16 protein-coding genes are annotated in these 18,149 nt (G+C 68.3%); all 16 read right to left on the bottom strand.

The window, feature by feature from the left end; translation table 11 throughout:
* Positions 1-44 precede the first annotated feature (44 nt).
* Positions 45-401, bottom strand: a complete 357-nt coding sequence (locus ABD204_RS10310; protein ID WP_194424947.1) for an RNA polymerase-binding protein RbpA — start codon at positions 399-401, stop codon at positions 45-47.
* On the bottom strand, positions 401-649 hold the full coding sequence (gene secG, locus ABD204_RS10305) for a preprotein translocase subunit SecG (protein ID WP_194424948.1): 249 nt from the start codon (positions 647-649) through the stop codon (positions 401-403). Before secG ends, ABD204_RS10310 begins: the two co-directional genes overlap by 1 nt.
* A gap of 99 nt (positions 650-748) precedes the next feature.
* Entirely contained in the window at positions 749-1,552 is an 804-nt protein-coding gene (gene tpiA / locus ABD204_RS10300; protein ID WP_206697391.1) for a triose-phosphate isomerase, read from the bottom strand.
* Positions 1,540-2,757 (bottom strand): phosphoglycerate kinase, encoded by a 1,218-nt coding sequence (locus ABD204_RS10295; protein ID WP_194424949.1) that lies wholly within the window; start codon positions 2,755-2,757, stop codon positions 1,540-1,542. The genes tpiA and ABD204_RS10295 overlap by 13 nt, the downstream gene beginning before the upstream one ends.
* Before the next feature lie 8 nt (positions 2,758-2,765).
* Positions 2,766-3,776 carry a type I glyceraldehyde-3-phosphate dehydrogenase gene (gene gap / locus ABD204_RS10290; RefSeq protein ID WP_194424950.1) on the bottom strand — a complete coding sequence of 337 codons (1,011 nt, stop codon included), beginning with the start codon at positions 3,774-3,776 and terminating at the stop codon, positions 2,766-2,768.
* A gap of 99 nt (positions 3,777-3,875) precedes the next feature.
* A complete protein-coding gene (locus ABD204_RS10285) occupies positions 3,876-4,505 on the bottom strand; it encodes a superoxide dismutase (protein WP_194424951.1) in 630 nt (209 codons plus the stop codon).
* Between the two features lie 125 nt (positions 4,506-4,630).
* Positions 4,631-5,608: a DNA-binding protein WhiA gene (whiA, locus tag ABD204_RS10280; protein ID WP_194424952.1), complete on the bottom strand. Its 978-nt coding sequence runs from the start codon at positions 5,606-5,608 to the stop codon at positions 4,631-4,633.
* Between the two features lie 40 nt (positions 5,609-5,648).
* Positions 5,649-6,533, bottom strand: coding sequence for an RNase adapter RapZ (rapZ, locus tag ABD204_RS10275; RefSeq protein ID WP_194424953.1), 885 nt, complete (start codon positions 6,531-6,533; stop codon positions 5,649-5,651).
* A 26-nt stretch (positions 6,534-6,559) separates the two neighbouring features.
* Positions 6,560-8,455: an excinuclease ABC subunit UvrC gene (gene uvrC, locus ABD204_RS10270; protein ID WP_194424954.1), complete on the bottom strand. Its 1,896-nt coding sequence runs from the start codon at positions 8,453-8,455 to the stop codon at positions 6,560-6,562.
* 5 nt (positions 8,456-8,460) lie between these two features.
* Positions 8,461-11,379: an excinuclease ABC subunit UvrA gene (uvrA, locus tag ABD204_RS10265; RefSeq protein WP_194424955.1), complete on the bottom strand. Its 2,919-nt coding sequence runs from the start codon at positions 11,377-11,379 to the stop codon at positions 8,461-8,463.
* Positions 11,380-11,454: 75 nt separating this feature from the next.
* Complete coding sequence (locus ABD204_RS10260) at positions 11,455-11,991, bottom strand: CoA-binding protein (RefSeq protein WP_194424956.1); 537 nt, start codon at positions 11,989-11,991, stop codon at positions 11,455-11,457.
* Positions 11,988-13,322 carry an O-acetylhomoserine aminocarboxypropyltransferase/cysteine synthase family protein gene (locus tag ABD204_RS10255; protein ID WP_194424957.1) on the bottom strand — a complete coding sequence of 445 codons (1,335 nt, stop codon included), beginning with the start codon at positions 13,320-13,322 and terminating at the stop codon, positions 11,988-11,990. The genes ABD204_RS10260 and ABD204_RS10255 overlap by 4 nt, the downstream gene beginning before the upstream one ends.
* Positions 13,319-15,355: an acetate--CoA ligase gene (gene acs / locus ABD204_RS10250; protein WP_194424958.1), complete on the bottom strand. Its 2,037-nt coding sequence runs from the start codon at positions 15,353-15,355 to the stop codon at positions 13,319-13,321. Before acs ends, ABD204_RS10255 begins: the two co-directional genes overlap by 4 nt.
* 10 nt (positions 15,356-15,365) lie before the next feature.
* On the bottom strand, positions 15,366-16,190 hold the full coding sequence (locus ABD204_RS10245) for an ABC transporter permease (RefSeq protein ID WP_194424960.1): 825 nt from the start codon (positions 16,188-16,190) through the stop codon (positions 15,366-15,368).
* Positions 16,187-17,218 (bottom strand): aliphatic sulfonate ABC transporter substrate-binding protein, encoded by a 1,032-nt coding sequence (locus tag ABD204_RS10240; RefSeq protein ID WP_194424961.1) that lies wholly within the window; start codon positions 17,216-17,218, stop codon positions 16,187-16,189. The genes ABD204_RS10245 and ABD204_RS10240 overlap by 4 nt, the downstream gene beginning before the upstream one ends.
* Positions 17,215-18,072, bottom strand: a complete 858-nt coding sequence (locus ABD204_RS10235; RefSeq protein ID WP_194424962.1) for an ABC transporter ATP-binding protein — start codon at positions 18,070-18,072, stop codon at positions 17,215-17,217. Before ABD204_RS10235 ends, ABD204_RS10240 begins: the two co-directional genes overlap by 4 nt.
* Positions 18,073-18,149 lie beyond the last annotated feature (77 nt).

Raw genomic sequence — 18,149 nt, 5'->3', positions numbered from 1 at the left:
AGAGCCGGCCCCGAAGGGCCGGCTCTTCCGCGTGATGCGACGTCTCAGGACTGTCCGCGGCGATCGCGAAGCTGCTGCAGGGCGTCGTCGAGAAGCTGGGCGGCCTCGTCGTCGGAGCGCCGCTCCTTCACGTAGGCCAAGTGGGTCTTGTACGGCTCGGTCTTGGCGACGGCGGGCGGGTTCTGCTTGTCTCGGCCGGCAGGAAGCCCCGAGTGCGGTGAGTCGATGACGTCGGGGATCTCGTCCGGGTCGATGTCGGCGACGAAATAGCGGACGGTCTCATTGCCGAGCGCGTCCCAGTAAGACACCGCGATCCGGTCGGCGTGATAGCCGTGGTCCTGCTCGCCCATCGGCCCGGCGCCCACACGCGTGCCGCGGATGGCATTTCCTCCCGTGGCCATCAGAAGGCCTGGAACTTGGTGATGAGGCCGAGCGCCACGATGGACACGAACCACGCCAACGCCAACACGACCGTGAAGCGGTTGAGGTTGCGCTCCGCAAGGCCCGAGGAACCCAGCGCGGAGGTCATACCGCCACCGAACATGTCGGACAGGCCACCGCCGCGACCTTTGTGGAGAAGGATGAGGAGGGTCAGCAGGAGGCTGGTGACACCCAGCAGCACCTGCAGGACGAACTCGAGGACTTCCACGGGATCACTACACCTTTCGTCGACCGCGACGGATCGCACAAGGGATCAGTATACGCAAAGCGACGCCCCGGCCGCCGTGCGGCGGCCGGGGCGTGTCGGTCATACCCCGACGTGCTTCTGGTATCGGATGATCGACGAGAACTCGTCGATCAGGAGGCTGGCCCCGCCGACGAGTGCGCCGTCGACATCGGGCTGCCGCATGAAACCGGCGATGTTCGCCGCCTTCACCGAGCCGCCGTAGAGAATTCTCGTGCGGGCGGCCGCATCGGCGTCGAGTTCGGCGGCGAGGACGTCACGGAGTTTCGCGCACACGTCCTGCGCCTGCTCCGCGGTCGCCGCCTGGCCGGAACCGATGGCCCAGACCGGCTCGTAGGCGACCACGACCTCGGCGGATGCAGGCACGTTCTCCAGAGCCGCCTTCAACTGCGATACGGGAACCGCGCTCGCTCCGTGCTTGTCCAGATCCTCCGCCGTCTCGCCGACGCAGATCACCGGCACCAGCCCGTGCCGCAATGCCGCCTGCACCTTGGCCGCGACGATCTCGTCCGTCTCCGCGTGGTATTCACGGCGCTCGGAGTGTCCGATGATGACGTATCCGCAGTCGAGCTTGCTCAGGAAGGCGCCGGAGATCTCCCCGGTGTAGGCACCGGAGTCCTTCGTCGACAGGTCCTGCCCGCCGAGCGCGAACGGGATCTTGTCGGCGTCGAGGAGCGTCTGCACGGTACGCAGATCCGTGAACGGCGGGAAGACCGCCACCTCCACACTGTCCTCGTCGTGCTTGGCGTCCTTGAGCGTCCAGTGCAACTTCTGCACGAACGCCACCGCCTGCAGGTGGTCGAGATTCATCTTCCAGTTACCGGCGATGAGCGGCGTACGGGCGCCGTTCGCGTTCACTGCTGCCATCCGAGGACCTCCAGTCCGGGGAGCTTCTTGCCTTCCAGGAATTCCAGGCTCGCGCCGCCGCCGGTCGAGATGTGCCCGAAGTCGTCGTCCGCGAAACCGAGCTGACGAACCGCGGCGGCGGAGTCGCCGCCGCCGACGACACCGAGACCGTCGACCTTCGCGAGTGCACCGGCGACCGCGCGGGTGCCCGACTCGAACGCCGGCATCTCGAACACGCCCATGGGCCCGTTCCAGAACACCGTACGGCTGTCACCGATACGCGCGGCGAACTCCTCCGCGGTGCGCGGCCCGATGTCCAGGCCGAGACCGGAAGCGCCGAACGGCGTGTCCTCCAGCGCGTCCGCGCCCGCGACCACGTGATCGGCGTCGGCGGAGAACGCCGACGCCACGACGACGTCGACCGGCAGGACCAGTTCGACACCGCGCTCCTTCGCAGCGGCGATGTAGCCGCGGACCGTATCGAGCTGATCCTCTTCGAGAAGGCTCGAGCCGACCTGGTGGCCTTCGGCCGCCAGGAAGGTGAACATCATTCCGCCGCCGACGAGCAACCGGTCCACGCGTGGGAGCAGGTGTTCGATCACGCCCAGCTTGTCGCTGACTTTCGACCCACCGAGCACGACCGAGTACGGACGCTGGGGATTCTCGGTGAGGCGATCCAGGACCTCGAGCTCTTTGGCGATGAGGAGACCGGCCGCGGAGGGAAGCAGTTCGGCCAAGTCGTAGACGCTCGCCTGCTTGCGGTGGACCACACCGAAGCCGTCCGAGACGAGCGCGTCGCCGAGCTCGGCCAGTCGCGCGGCGAAGGCCGCACGCTCGGCATCGTCCTTCGCCGTCTCGCCCGCGTTGAAACGCAGGTTCTCGATGACGGCCACGTCTCCGTCCTCGAGCGAGGAGACCGCATCGTGGGCGGATTCCCCGACGGTGTCGCGCGCGAACGCGACCGGCTGACCGAGCAACTCCGACAGCCGCTGCGCGACCGGCTCGAGGCTGTAGGCCGGGTTGGGCTCACCCCCGGGTCGACCGAGGTGGGAACAGACGACCACCTTCGCGCCCTGGTTGATCAGTGCGTTGAGCGTGGGCAAGGAGGCCCGCACACGGCCATCGTCCGTGATGACCCCGTCCTTCAGGGGGACGTTGAGGTCACAACGGACGATGACGCGCTTGCCTGCGAGCGACCCCAGGGAATCGAGGGTGCGCAGTGCCATGGTCTGACTCAGAGCTTCGACGCGACGAGTTCGGTCAGGTCGACCAGGCGGTTGGAGTAACCCCACTCGTTGTCGTACCACGACGACACCTTGACGAGGTTGCCGCTGACGTTCGTCAGACCCGCGTCGAAGATCGACGAGTGCGGGTCGTGGACGATGTCGGTGGAGACGATCGCGTCGGCGTTGTACGCGAGGTAGCCGGCGAGCTCACCCTCGGCGGCGGCCTTCTCGTAGGCGGCGTTGATGGTCTCCTTGGTCAGCCCCTCGGTCGGGGTCACCAGTGTCAGGTCCACGATCGAGCCGGTGGGGATCGGCACCCGGTAGGAGGATCCGCTGAGCTTGCCGTTCAGCTCGGGCAGGACCAGGCCGATGGCCTTGGCCGCACCGGTCGAGGCGGGAACGATGTTCAGCGCTGCGGCGCGGGCGCGGTGCAGGTCGCCGTGCGGGCCGTCCTGGAGGTTCTGATCGGCGGTGTAGGCGTGGGCGGTCATCATGAAGCCGCGCTCGATGCCGAAGTTGTCGTTGAACACCTTCGCCAGCGGCGCCAGGCAGTTCGTCGTGCACGACGCGTTCGAGATCACGTGCATCGTCTCGGGATCGTACTCGGAGTCGTTCACGCCCATGACGAACGTGCCGTCGACATCGGTGCCGGGGGCCGAGATGAGGACCTTCTTGGCCCCACCCTGGATGTGCTTGGAGGCGTCCGCCGCCTTGGTGAAGCGACCGGTGGACTCGATGACGATGTCCACGCCCAGGTCACCCCAGGGGAGGTTGGCCGGGTCGCGCTCTTCGAACACCTTGATGCTCTTGCCACCGACGGTGATCGAGTCGCCGTCGAAGGAGACCTCTTCGGCGAGGCGTCCGCCGACGGAGTCGTACTTGAGGAGGTGGGCGAGCGTCTTGTTGTCGGTGAGGTCATTCACCGCGACGATCTCGAGGTCAGCGCCCTGCTCGAGTGCAGCGCGGAGGAAATTACGTCCAATGCGGCCGAAGCCGTTGATACCGATCTTGACAGTCACGGAGTCGCTCCTGAGGTGTCGTGCGCGGGTGCGCGATTGTTGCGATTCAAACGGACGGCGGCGTCCCGGCGAGCGTTCCCGCCGGGACACCCGCGCTCGCTATGACAGTACCAGCAGGCCCGAGGTCTTCTCACGGGCGGCATCGAAGCGCTGTGCGACGTTCTGCCAGTCTGCGATGTTCCAGACCGCCTTGACGTAGTCGGCCTTGACGTTGAGGTAGTCCAGGTAGAAGGCGTGCTCCCACATGTCCAGCTGGAAGATCGGGACGGTTCCCATCGCGGTGTTCGCCTGCTGGTCGAACAGCTGCTGGATGATGAGCTGCTCACCGATCGGGTCCCAGCTCAGGACGGCCCAGCCGGACCCCTGGATACCGGTCGCAGCGGCGGTGAAGTGCGCTTGGAACTTCTCGAAGCCGCCGAAGAACTCGTCGATGGCCGCGGCGAGCTCGTTGCCCTCGGGGCGGCCGCCACCCTCGGGCGAGAGGTTGGTCCAGAAGATCGAGTGGTTCACGTGGCCGCCGAGGTTGAACGCGAGGTCCTTCTCGAGCTTGTTGACGCCGCCCAGATCGCCCGACTCGCGGGCCTCGGCGAGCTTGTCCAGCGCGGTGTTGGCGCCGGTCACGTACGCCTGGTGGTGCTTGTCGTGGTGCAGCTGCATGATCTTGCCGCTGATGTGCGGCTCGAGCGCGGCGTAATCGTAGGGGAGGTCGGGCAAGGTGTATTTCGCCATGTTCTCTACTTCCTATCGGCGTCGCGCCGAGGACCCCGGCGCGGCGAGGGTGACGTGTTCATCCTACTGACGGTAAAGGGCGCGATGAGGGGGTTGCATCCCTCGCGCGAGGTGTGAGCCGGAAGTCAGTCGTCCACTCCGGCCGGTACGGCCGACTCGGTGCCGGGTATCCCCTCGGATTCCGCCTTCTTGTCGGCCATCGCCAACAAGCGGCGGATGCGGCCGGCCACGGCGTCCTTGGTCATCGGCGGATCGGCGTGGTGGCCGAGTTCGTCCAGACTGGCGTCACGGTGGGACAAACGGAGCTCCCCCGCTTGCCTGAGGTGGTCCGGGACCTCGTCGCCGAGGATCTCCAGGGCCCGCTCGACACGGGCGCACGCGGCGACGGCGGCCTGTGCGGATCGCCGGAGGTTCGCGTCGTCGAAGTTGACGAGCCTGTTCACGCCCGCCCGCACCTCACGCCGCTGGCGCATCTGGTCCCAGTCGGCCGCGGCCTTGGTCGCACCCATGTGCGCGAGCGTCAGCCGGATGGCCTCCCCCTCGCGGACCACCACGCGGGGGATGCCCCGCACCTCGCGCGCCTTCGCCGGGATGCTCAGGCGGTGGGCGGCGCCCACCAGCGCCATGGCCGCTTCCGAGGACGGGCACGCGACCTCGAGCGATGCGGAGCGACCGGGCTCGCTCAACGACCCCGAGGCCAGGAACGCGCCGCGCCAGACCGCGGACAGATCCTCGCGATTCCCCGTGGTCAGTTTGTTGGGCAAGCCGCGGACCGGGCGACGCCGCTGGTCGAGCAGGCCGGTCTGGCGGGCGAGGGTCTCGCCGCCCTCGATCACCCGGACCGCGACGTGACCGCCGGCGCGTCCCGCGGAACTCTGCACGTGCGCGAGCTCGGGTCGTACACCGTAGAGCTCCATCAACTCGCGCGCCACCCGGCGGGCGAGGACATCCGAGTCCAGCTCGGCTTCGACGGCCACCCGGTTGGCGATCGAGTGCAGTCCGCCGGAGAAGCGGAGCAACGATGTCAACTCGGCCACGCGGGCCGTCGGTCGCGGGTCTCGTACGGCGACGAGTTCGGCCTTCACGTCGGCAGTCAGCGACACGTGTCTCCTCGGTCTTTCTCGGGTGGAACGATCTTCCAGCCTACTCGCGACCGAGGTCGCGATGTGTCAGCCGGACGGCGACCCCGGGGGTGCCGGACAGTCTGGCCGCCAGCTCCCGTGCCGTCGCGACGGAGCGGTGCTTTCCCCCGGTGCATCCGACGGCGATCACCGAGTGCCGCTTGTTCTCACGCTGATATCCCTCCAACACCGGCGCCAGCGCCGCCGAGTAGGAGTCGATGAACTCCCTCGCGCCCGGTGCCGCGAGCACGACCTCTCGCACGGCGTCGTCCTCGCCGGTAAGGGATCGTAGATCTTCGTTCCAGTACGGGTTGGGCAGGAAGCGCATGTCGGCCACCACGTCGGCATCCGGGGGAAGGCCGTACTTGAACCCGAAACTCATGATCGTCAGCGTGTGACGCGCCGCCCCCTGCTCGGCGAACAGCTCGCCCACGCGCGTGGCGAGCTGGTGGATGTTCATCGCCGACGTGTCGACGATGACGTCCGCATCTTCGCGCACCGGCGCCAGCCTCGCACGCTCGGCCCGGATCCCGTCCACGATCGTCCCGTCGCCCTGGAGGGGGTGCGGTCGACGCACGGCCTCGAACCGTCGCACCAGGACGGTGTCGGAGGCGTCCAGGAACAGCACCCGGATGGGGCGCCGCGCCCGCAGCGCCCTCATCGCCTCGGGCAGCTCGGAGAACAGTCCGCGCCCGCGGACGTCGACGACGACCGCGACGCGGGGCAGGTTCCCCGCGGCGAGTTCGGTGAGGTCCAGGAGCGGTTTGAGCATCTGCGGGGGCAGGTTGTCGACCACGTACCAGCCGAGATCCTCGAGCGCATTCGCCGCCGTGGACCTGCCGGCGCCGGACATACCCGTCACGATGAGCATCTCGCCGACCACGGGGGCCTGGTCGTCTTCAGCCATTGCGCTCTCCCGTCATCGTCCCCAGCCTATCGAGCCGCCAGATGCGCGTGGATCGACGCGGCGAGTTTGGGGCCGATACCCGGGAGCTCCTCGATCTGCTCGGGGGTGGCGTCTTTGAGCGCCGCGACCGACCCGAAGTGCCGCAACAGGGCCTTGATCCGGGCCGCCCCGAGCCCGGGAACCTCCGCCAATACCGACTGGATGTCGCGGCGGCGCCGCTTGCGCTGGTGGGTGATCGCGAAGCGGTGCGCTTCATCGCGGAGACGCTGCAGCAGGTAGAGCGCCTCGGAGGTGCGGGGAAGGATCACGGGGTACTCTTCGCCCGGCAGCCACACCTCTTCGAGCCGCTTGGCGATTCCGCACAGCGCGACCTCCGAATGTCCCGCCTCCGCGAGGGCCCGTGCCGCGGCCTCGACCTGCGGCCGCCCCCCGTCCACGACGAGCAACTGCGGGCGGTAGGCGAACCGGGGTCGCTTCCTCTCGGTCACGACCTCGCCGTCCGCGACCGGGTTCGAAACCGTCCCCGGATCCTCGTCCGGCTGGTCGAGATAGGCGAGACGGCGTCGCAGGACCTGACGCAGCGAGTCGGTGTCGTCGGTCGTCTCCGCGATCCCGAACGATCGGTACAGATCCTTGCGGGGAAGTCCGTCTTCGAAGACCACCATCGACGCCACGACGTTCGTGCCGGCCAGATGCGACACGTCGTAGCACTCGATGCGCAGCGGCGCCTCGCCCAACCCGAGTGCCTCCTGCAGATCGGTCAGCGCCTGCGATCGGGAGACGTAGTCGCTGGTGCGACGGGTCTTGTGGAGGTTGAGGGCCTGCTGGGCGTTGACCGTCGCCGTGGCCAACAGCTCCGCCTTGCGGCCGCGCCGCGCGACCTGCAGCGACACCGGGCGGCCACGCCGATCACGCAACCACTGCTCCAGCTCGGCCGCGTCCTCGGGCAGCGACGGGACCAACACCTGCCGAGGGATGTCGGCGCCGGCCGCCTCACCGTAGGTGCGCTGGAGGACCTGCTCGACCAGGTCGGCCCCCGAAATGTCGAGCTCCTTCTCGATCGTGGTGGCGTGCACGCCGCGCACCCGCCCGCCACGCACGACGAAGTGCTGCACGGTAGCGGCGAGCTCGTCCTCGTCGATTCCGAACAGGTCGGCGTCGGTGTCTTCGCCGAGCACGAGCGCACTCCTGTTGAGAACCGCCTCGATCGCCGACAGCTGATCGCGATAGACCGCCGCGGCCTCGTAGTCCATCGCCGCCGACGCTTCGCGCATGCGCGCGGTGAGCTCCCGCGCGAAGCGCTGGTCTCCCCCGGCCATGAAGGCGACGAAGTCCTGCACGATCGCCCGATGCTCTTCGACGCTCACCCGCATCGAGCACGGGCCCCCGCACCGACCGATCTGGCCCGGGAAACACGGCCGGCCGGTCGCCATCGCCTTCTTGTAGCTGGAGTCGCTGCACGTGCGGATCGGGAAGACCTTGATCATCTGGTCGATCGTGTCGTGCACCGCCCACACCTTCGGATACGGACCGAAGTACTTCGCACCTTTGATGCGCCTGTTGCGGGTGACCAGGACGCGCGGAGCTTCGTCGCCGAGTGTGATCGCCATGAAGGGGTAGGACTTGTCGTCGCGGTACTTGACGTTGAACGGCGGATCGAACTCCTTGATCCACATGTACTCCAGCTGCAGGGAGTCGACATCCGTCGCGACGACGGTCCACTCCACCGAGGCCGCGGTCATCACCATGCGACGTGTCCGCTCGTGCAGCGTGTGCGGCGGCGCGAAGTAGTTCGACAGTCGGGAACGGAGGTTCTTCGCCTTCCCCACGTAGAGCACGCGTCCCTCCGCATCGCGGAAGCGGTACACGCCCGGGTCGGTGGGGATCTCCCCCGGCTTGGGCTTGTAGGGAAGCGACGACATCGGGGTCAGCCGGCCTTGCGCGCCTCGGCGCGCTCGGCCGGGAAGAGCACCTCGGCGAGGAAGGTGCCGGTGTGGCTCTCCTCGACGCGCGCGACCTGCTCCGGTGTCCCCGTCGCCACGAGCGTCCCGCCGCCGGACCCGCCCTCGGGACCGAGGTCGATGATCCAGTCCGCCGACTTGATCACGTCGAGGTTGTGCTCGATGACGATCACCGAGTTGCCCTTGTCGACCAGCCCGTTGAGGACCTCGAGGAGTCGTCGCACGTCTTCGAAGTGGAGACCTGTGGTGGGCTCGTCGAGCACGTAGATGCTCCGACCGTTCGATCGGCGCTGCAGCTCGGTGGCCAGCTTGACGCGCTGCGCCTCACCGCCGGAGAGTGTCGTCGCGGATTGACCGAGTCGCACATAACCGAGCCCCACGTCGACCAGGGTCTTCAGATAGCGGTGGATCGCCTGGATCGGCTCGAAGAACTCGGCAGCCTCCGAGATCGGCATCTCGAGCACCTCGGCGATGTTCTTGCCCTTGTAGTGCACCGAGAGCGTGTCTCGGTTGTACCGCTTCCCGTGGCACACCTCGCAGTCGACGTACACGTCCGGGAGGAAGTTCATCTCGATCTTGATGGTGCCGTCGCCCGAGCACGCCTCACAGCGGCCGCCCTTGACGTTGAAGCTGAACCGACCCGGCTGATAGCCGCGTGCCTTGGCCTCCGGGGTCTCGCTGAACAGGCCGCGGATGCGGTCGAAGACCCCCGTGTACGTCGCGGGGTTCGAGCGTGGCGTGCGTCCGATCGGCGCCTGGTCGACGTGTACGACCTTGTCGAGGTTGTCGAGTCCGGTGACCCGCGTGTGCTTGCCCGGCACATTGCGGGCGCCGTTCAGGCGCTGCGCGAGCACCCGGTACAGGATGTCGTTCACGAGCGAAGACTTCCCCGAGCCGCTCACGCCCGTGACGGCGGTGAGCACGCCGAGGGGGAAGTCGACCGTGACGTTGCGGAGATTGTTCTCGCGTGCACCCACGACCGAGATCTGGCGCTTGCGGTCTCGCTTGCGTCGCGTCTGGGGGGTGGGGATCTCCCGTCGACGCGCGAGATAGTCACCCGTGATCGACGTCGGGTCCGACAGCAACTCCGCCAGCGGCCCCGAATGCACCACCTCACCCCCGTCGACCCCGGCGCGCGGGCCGATGTCGACGATCCAATCGGCGGCATGGATCGTCTCTTCGTCATGCTCGACCACGATGAGCGTGTTGCCGAGGTCGCGCAGCGTCACGAGGGTCTCGATGAGACGTCGGTTGTCGCGCTGATGCAGACCGATCGACGGTTCGTCGAGAACGTACAGCACGCCGGTCAGCCCGGAACCGATCTGCGTGGCCAATCGGATGCGCTGCGCCTCGCCGCCGGAGAGGGAGCCGGCGGAACGGCTGAGATTGAGGTAGGTCAGGCCGACCTGGATGAGGAAGTCGAGCCTGGCCCTGATCTCACGCAGCACCTGCGCGGCGATCTTCGCCTCCCGCTCGGTGAGGGTCATCTCCGCGAAGAACCGCTGTGCCTCGGCGAGGCTCAACCGTGACGCCTCGGCGATGGAGTGTCCGTGCACGCGGACGGCGAGGACCTCGGGCTTCAAACGTGCCCCGTCGCACACCGGGCAGGGGACCTCGCGCAGGTACTCCGACCAGCGCTGACGCTGCGTGTCCGACTCCGCCTGGAGGTACTGGCGCTCGATGTAGGGCACGACACCTTCGAACCCCGATGAGTAGCGCATCTCCCGGCCGTAGCGGTTCTTCCACTTGACCGTCACCTTGTAGTTCTCGCCGTGCAGGACCGCGTCTCGAACGGCCTGCGGCAGTCTCTTCCACGGGGTGTCCAGTGAGAAGCCGAGATCTCGCGAGAGGCCCTCGAGGAGCCGTTCGTAGTACTGGAACAGTCCCTTCCCCTGTGTGGTCCACGGGATGATCACGCCCTCGCGGATCGAGAGCTCCTCGTCACCGAGCATGAGTTCGACATCCACCGACATGCGTGTTCCCAGGCCCGAGCAGGCCGGACACGCGCCGAACGGCGCGTTGAAGGAGAAGGTGCGCGGTTCGATCTCGGTCAGCTGCAACGGATGGCCATTGGGGCAGGCCAGCTTCTCCGAGAAGGACTGCCACGCGTCATCGCCCTCCGCGTCGACGAAGTTGACCTGCATGACACCGCCCGCGAGTCCCAGCGCGGTCTCGACCGAATCGGTCACGCGGCCCAGGATGTCAGGGCTTGACACCAGCCGGTCCACGACGACGGCGATGTCGTGCTTGTAGCTCTTCTTCAGTGTCGGCGGCTCGGCCAGCTGGATCAGCTCTCCGTCGACGACCGCGCGGGCGTACCCCTTCGACGAGAGCTCTTTGAAGAGGTCGACGAACTCCCCCTTCTTCTGGGTGACCACCGGCGCCACGATCTGATAGCGCGTACGGTCGGGCAGTTCCATGAGTTGATCGGCGATCTGCTGAACGGTCTGCCGCTGGATGACCTCGCCGCACTCCGGACAGTGGGGCACACCGATGCGGGCCCACAACAGGCGCATGTAGTCATGGATCTCGGTGATCGTTCCCACCGTCGAGCGCGGGTTCCGGTTGGTCGACTTCTGGTCGATCGACACCGCCGGGCTCAGCCCTTCGATGAAGTCCACGTCGGGACGGTCCACCTGACCGAGGAACTGCCGGGCGTAGGCACTCAGAGACTCGACGTAGCGACGCTGGCCTTCGGCGAAGATCGTGTCGAACGCGAGGCTCGACTTCCCCGATCCCGACAGCCCCGTGAACACCACGAGGGAATCACGCGGAATGTCGAGGTCGACGTCCTTCAGATTGTGCACGCGAGCACCGCGCACACGGAGCGTGTCGCTCGATGGCGCGGTGGATTTTCCGGTGAGTGAGACAGGGACGATGGGCACCCGTCAAGTGTAGGCGGGCCCTCCGACATCGGCTCCGGAGCGCGTTCGCCTGCGGCGCACACGCCTCGCGCACCCTCAGCGCGAGAGGATCCGACGCTGCGAGCTGATCACGCCGGTGTCGAAGCCCGCGAGGTGCAGCCCGCCGTGGAACCGGGCGTGCTCGATCTTCAGGCACCGGTCCATGACCACCGCGACCCCCGCATCCTCCGCGATCGCCGCGGCCCGTTCGTTCCAGGATCCCAGCTGCAGCCACAGCGTCGATGCGCCGACGGCGACCGCCTCCGCAGCCACACCGGGCAGATCGTCGTGGCGGCGGAACACGTCGACGAGGTCGGGCACGACGGGAAGATCGGCCAGCGACGCGTACGCGGGACGCCCGAGGATCGTCTCGGCGCGGGGATTGACGAAGTAGAGGTCGTACGGCGAGCTGCCGGTGAGGTAGGTGGCGACGAAGTAGCTCGCGCGTGCGGGGTTGTCGGATGCACCGACGATCGCGACGGAGCGGGTCCTGCGCAAGATGTCATGGCGCTCGTGTGCGTCGGGCCCCCGCCACGTTCGGTCGTCGACCGCCGGGCGTGCGGTGGGCAGGGCACAGGAGACGGCGTCGGTCATCGGGTCGTTCCGGTCGCTTCGGTGAGGGCTCGGTCGAGATCCCACAGGATGTCCTCGGGGTCTTCGAGCCCCACGGAGATGCGGATGAGGTCGGCCGGTGTACCGGCCGCGGCGAGTTGCTCGGGCGTGAGCTGCCGGTGGGTGGTCGAGGCGGGATGGATGACGAGGGTGCGGGCGTCCCCCACATTGGCCAGATGCGACGCGAGCGTGACCGCGTCGATGAAGGTCTCCCCCGCGGCCCGCGCCGCGTGCTCCCGGGACACGTCATCGGAGAACTCCCCCGACGGAGCGACGCCGAAGGCGAAGACCGCGCCCGGTCCGAGCGGGAGGTATCGCCGTGCGCGGTCCGCGTGCGGGTGCCCGTCCAGGCCCGCCCAGGTGACGAACGACACGCGCCGGTCGGAATCGAGCCACTCCGCGACGATCCGGGCGTTGGCCAGGTGCGCATCCATGCGCTGGGGCAGCGTCTCGATCCCCTGCAGCAGGGTGAAGGCGGCCTGCGGGTTCAGGGACGGGCCGATGTCGCGCAGCTGCTCGCTGCGGAGTTTGGTCAGGAACCCGTACTCGCCGAAATTGCCCCACCAGGTGATGCCGCCGTAGGAGGCGACGGGCTCGGTCATCGCGGGGAACGTGCCGTTGCCCCAGTCGAACGTCCCGGCCTCGACGACGACGCCGCCCAGGGCCGTTCCATGACCGCCGAGGAACTTGGTGACCGAGTGGATGACGATGTCGGCACCGTGCTCGATCGGGCGCAACAGGTAGGGCGTCGCGAGGGTCGCATCGACCACGAGCGGGACACCCGCCTCGTGGGCCACCTGCGCCAGTCCGGCGATGTCGGCGATCTCGCCACCCGGATTTCCGATGGCCTCGGTGTAGACGACCTTGGTCTCGGGACGGATCGCGGCGGCGTAGTCGGCCGGGTCCGACGACGCCACGAACGTCGTCTCGACGCCGAATCGGCGCAGCGTGACATCGAGCTGGGTGATCGTCCCGCCGTACAACTGGGACGATGCCACGACGTGGTCTCCGGCCCCGACGAGGGCCGCGAAGGTGATGAACTCCGCGCTCATACCGCTCGCGGTCGCCACCGCACCGATGCCCCCCTCGAGCGACGCCATACGTTCTTCGAGCGCGGCCACGGTCGGATTGCCGATGCGGGAGTAGATGTTGCCGTACTTCTGCAGAGCGAACAGGTTCCCCGCGTCGGCGGCGTCGTCGAAGACGAACGAGCTCGTGTGGTAGATCGGCACGGCGCGGGCTCCCGTGGCGGCATCGGGGGTACCGCCGGCGTGCAGCGCCCGTGTGCGGAATCCGAATCGGTGCTCGGTCACTCGTTCTCCTGGTCCTCGGCGGTGTGCGCCGTCTCGGTGACTCCCTGCAAGCGGGCGACGGCGTCGCGCACGCCGTCGACGGCCGCGGGGTTCTGCAAACCCGTCACGTCGCCCAACACGTCACCCTGCCACACCTGCATCAGCAGACGACGCAGGATCTTGCCGGAGCGGGTCTTGGGTAGATCGGGCACGAACACGACGTGGGTGGGTTTCGCGACCGGGCCGATCTCCCGTGCGACCTGTGCGCGCAACGTCTCGACGTCGACGGGTGCGCGTGTGACCACGAACGCGGCGACCGCATGCCCGGTGACCGGGTGTTCGACCCCTGCGACACCGGCCTCGCCGACGGCGGGATGGGCGACCAGCGCTGACTCGATCTCGATGGTCGACAGGCGGTGGCCGGAGACGTTCACGACGTCGTCGAGCCGCCCGAGCACGCGGATCTCACCTCGGGCGTCCACGGTCGCGGAGTCCCCGGCCACGTAGTAGCCGCCCCACTCGCCGTGCCCGGCGAACCGCGCCCAGTAGGAGTCGCGGTAGCGATCGGGCGAGCGCCAGATCGTCCGCGCCATCCCCGGCCAGGGCCGGCGGATCACGAGCGTCCCCGACCGGCCCGGCGACACGGGAAACCCGTCGTCGTCGACGACGGCAGCATCGATGCCGGGCAGGGGCAGGGTCGCCGACCCGGGCGTGAGCGTCGTCGCCCCCGGTAGCGGCGCGATCATCGCCGCCCCGGTCTCGGACTGCCACCACGTGTCCACGATCGGCAGAGTGCCCCGTCCGTGATTGCGGCGGAACCACATCCAGGCCTCGGGGTTGATGGCTTCGCCGACCGTACCCAGCAACCGCAACGACGACAGGTCGTATCCCGCCGGCACCTCGTCACCCCACCAGGTCATGAAGGTACGGATGAGAGTCGGTGCCGTGTAGTACACCGTGACGCCGTATCGCTCGATGATCTCCAGGTGTCGCTGCCGGTGCGGGGCGTCGGGTGTGCCCTCGTAGATCACCTGTGTCAGACCGTTCGACAGTGGCCCGTAGATCTCGTACGTGTGCGCGGTCACCCACGCGAGGTCAGCGGTGCACCAGTGGATGTCGTCGGGTTTCGCGTCGAAGTGCGCCCAGTGCGCCCAGCTCGCGTGCGTGAGGTACCCCCCGGAGGTGTGGACGAGACCCTTGGGGCGTCCCGTGGTCCCGGATGTATAGATGATGAACAGCGGATGTTCCGCCTCGAATGCCCGTGGTCGGTGCACCTCGGGTGCGGCGTCGACGACATCGTGCCACCACCGGTCACGGCCGGGGCTCCAGGGCACCGCCTGTCCGGTGCGTCGGACGACCAGGACGTGTTCGAGTTCGGTCAGGCCCGCGACGGCGGCGTCGGCCGCCGACTTCACCTCGACGGCTCGGCCGCGCCGCCATTGACCGTCGGAGGTGACCAGGAGCTTCGCCCCGGTGTCTTCGAGGCGGAACCTGACCGCTTCTGCGGAGAACCCGCCGAACACCAGCGAGTGGACGGCCCCCACGCGTGCGCACGCCAACGCGATGACGACCGTCTCGATGAGGACGGGCAGGTAGACCACGACACGGTCGCCCGGCTCTATGCCCAACCGCTCGAGAGCGTGCGCGGCTTGCGCGACACGACGCCGCAGGTCCCGGTAGGTGACCGCAACCCGGTCTCCCGGCTCACCCTCGAAATGCAGGGCGACCTTCTCACCGAGCCCCGCCTCGACGTGACGGTCGACGCAGTTGACCGCGACGTTGAGGCGCCCGCCCTCGAACCAGCGCGCCGAGGGAACCGTCAGCCGACCACGCTCGTCGGGGACGGGAGGGCTCCAGTCCAGTGCGGTCGACCATGGGGTCTCCCATACCAACCGCCGTGCCGCCTCCTCCCAGAAGCGGATCGGATCGGCCTCGGCGGCCGCGTAGGCGTCGGCGCCGACGTTGGCCTGCGCGACGAAATCCGGATCCGGTGCGAAGGTCCGGTGCTCACTCAGCCGAGACTCCTCGGTCGGCGGCGGAAGTGTCGTCGACATGATCTCGTCCTCAGAGCCAGCGCTTGAGCACGGCCCGCTCGAACAGCGACAGCAGCGCGTTGGTCACGGTGCCCAAAAGCGCGAGCAGCACGATCGCGAGGATGATGCGGTCGACGCGCCCGTTGTACTGGGAGTCGATGAGCAAGAAGCCCAGGCCCATGGAGGCCGCGATCAGCTCGGCGGCGACCAGGAACAGCCATGCCTGGGCGAGGCCCAGTCGCAGACCCGCCACCATCGACGGCACGACCGCCGGCAACTGGACGGTCCGCAGCAGGGACCCACCGCGCAGGCCGAAGGAACGTCCCGCCTCGACCAGGTGCGGGTCGACCCGATGCAGCCCGGCCGCGACGGTCGTGAAGACCGGGAAGAAGGCACCGATCGCGATCAGGGTCACCTTCGAGTCTTCGCCGATCTGCATCCAGAGGATCAGCAACGGCACCCAGGCGAGCGAGGGCACCGCGCGCAGCGCGATGATCGTCGGTCCGAGCAGCACCTCGCCGGCGCGGGACAGTCCGACCACCGCGGCGACCGCGAGACCGAGGACCGATCCGATCAGGAAGCCCACGATCACGCGCTGGGTCGAGATGGCGATGTGCAGCCACAGGTCTCCGTCGGCGGCGAGCTGTACGCCGGCCTGGACGACCGACCCGGGGGTGGGCAGCCGGTAGGTCGGGATCAGACCGGTGGTCGTGACGAACTGCCACGCGGCCAGGAGGAGCAGCGGCACCAGCAGACCGCCGCCGATGCGCACACCGCGGCGCGCCCAGAAGGGCGTCGCCGTGAGTCCGGCACCGTCCTTCCGGGGCGTGCGGGTCGCTGTGGTCTCGAGGGTCATTCGCTCGTCGCGTTCAGGGCGAATTCGTCGTACACGATGGTCTCGAGCGCCGCATCGAGGGCGTCCTGGCCGCCCTGGACGTCGCCTGAGTCGACGAGGACGGGAGAGATGCGTTCGAGCACGGCGATCTGGTCCGCTCCCGGAACGCCCGAGACGTCGAGGTTGGAGCGCTCGATGATCACCGTCTCGGCGACCGCGGCGTCCAGACCCGACGCCTCGGCGAGCAGGGCGGCGGTCTCCTCGGGGTTCTCCAGGGCCCAGATGCGCGCCTGCTCGTACGCGTCGACGACGACCTGCGCGACGTCGGCGTGGTCGTCGATGAACTCCTCGGTCGCGTTGAGGAAGCCGTAGGTGTTGAAGTCGACGTTGCGGTAGACCAGGGTCGCGCCGGAGTCGATCTCGGCACCGGCCATGATCGGGTCCAGCCCCGCCCACGCGTCGACGGACCCCGCAGCCAGCGCCGACCAGCCGTCCGCGTGCTGCAGGTTCTGCACCTCGACGTCGTCGACCGACAGGCCCGCCTCGTCGAGGGTTTGCAGGAGGAAGAAGTACGGGTCGGTGCCCTTGGTCGCGGCGATCGACGTGCCGGCCAGGTCGTCGACCGTGCCGATGTCACTGTCGGCGCCGATCACGATCGCCGACCACTCCGGTTGGGAGTAGATGTCGATCACCTTGATGGGAGAGCCGTTCGCCCGCGCGAGCAGGGCCGCGGAGCCGGCAGTGGAGGCGATGTCGGCCGAGCCCGAACGGAGGAGCTCGTTGGCGGTGTTCGAGCCGGTGGACTGCACCCATTCGACGGAGACGTCGTCACCGAGCGCCTGCTCGATCAAGCCCTGGTCGCGCAGCACGAGACTGAGCGGGTTGTAGGTGGCCCAGTCAAGGGTGAGCTGATCGGTCGACCAGTCCCCGGACCCCGACGTGTCGCCGGTGGCTGCGGCGTTCTCCCCGGCGATGCAGCCGGTCGTGAGCATCGCCATCGCACCGGCGAGGACGATCGCGGGTACGGTACGGCGGATGACGGTGCTCATCGGGTCTCCTCAGGAGTGTTGTGGTGATGGGTGTGCACGCCGAGTCCCTCCAGGAGGGTGGCGCGCAGGTCCGCGAGCGCGCGGTCGGCGCGGTCGCGAGGTCTGGTCCCGGAGACCGGTATGATCTGTGCGATCGACGACGTCCCCGGGTCCGTCGCGCGCAGGGAGGTCAACAAGACGACACGATCGGCGAGGTAGAGCGCCTCCTCGACGTCGTGGGTGACCAGCAGGATGGTCGTCGGCTGGGCGGCATGGACATCCAGCAGCAGATCCTGCATACGCAGACGAGTGAGCGCGTCGAGAGCGGCGAACGGCTCATCGAGCAGGAGCACGTCAGGATTGCGGGCGAGTGCACGGGCGAGTGAGGCGCGCTGCGCCATCCCCCCGGAGACCTCGCGCGGCCGCAGGTCTGCGGCATGGTCGAGACCGACCAGTTCCAGCAGTTCACGCACACGATCCCGGCCGGCCGCGCGCGCGTGCCGACGTCGCCCGCGGAGGCGGGGCAGGCCCAGCTCGACGTTCTGCGCCAGCGTACGCCACGGCAACAGCCTCGGTTCCTGGAACGCGATGGCCGCACGATCGTCGGTGTCGACAAGGCTGTCGCCGTCGAACGTGATCGCCCCGTGGGTCGGCTGGTCCAGACCGCCGACGAGGCGGAGGAGAGTCGACTTGCCGCAGCCGGAGGCGCCGATGACCGCGACGATTTCGCCGGCCGGCAGCTCCAGATCGACGCCCCGCAACACATCCACGGCGCCGCCGGGCGTGCCGAACGTACGACCGACGGCATCCAGGCGCACCGCACCCCCGTGCGACGGCGTCGCGGTGGATGCAGGGGCCTCGAGTGTCGTGGTCACGCAGTAAGGGTGACAGAACGGCTCGCGTGCTCACGAACCGGTCGCAACATCACGAAACAATGCCTCCGAAGCCGCGC

The organism is Microbacterium aquimaris, assembly GCF_039531285.1.
In the GTDB taxonomy this organism is placed as follows: domain Bacteria; phylum Actinomycetota; class Actinomycetes; order Actinomycetales; family Microbacteriaceae; genus Microbacterium; species Microbacterium aquimaris.
This window is presented reverse-complemented; position numbering and strand designations above follow the sequence as displayed.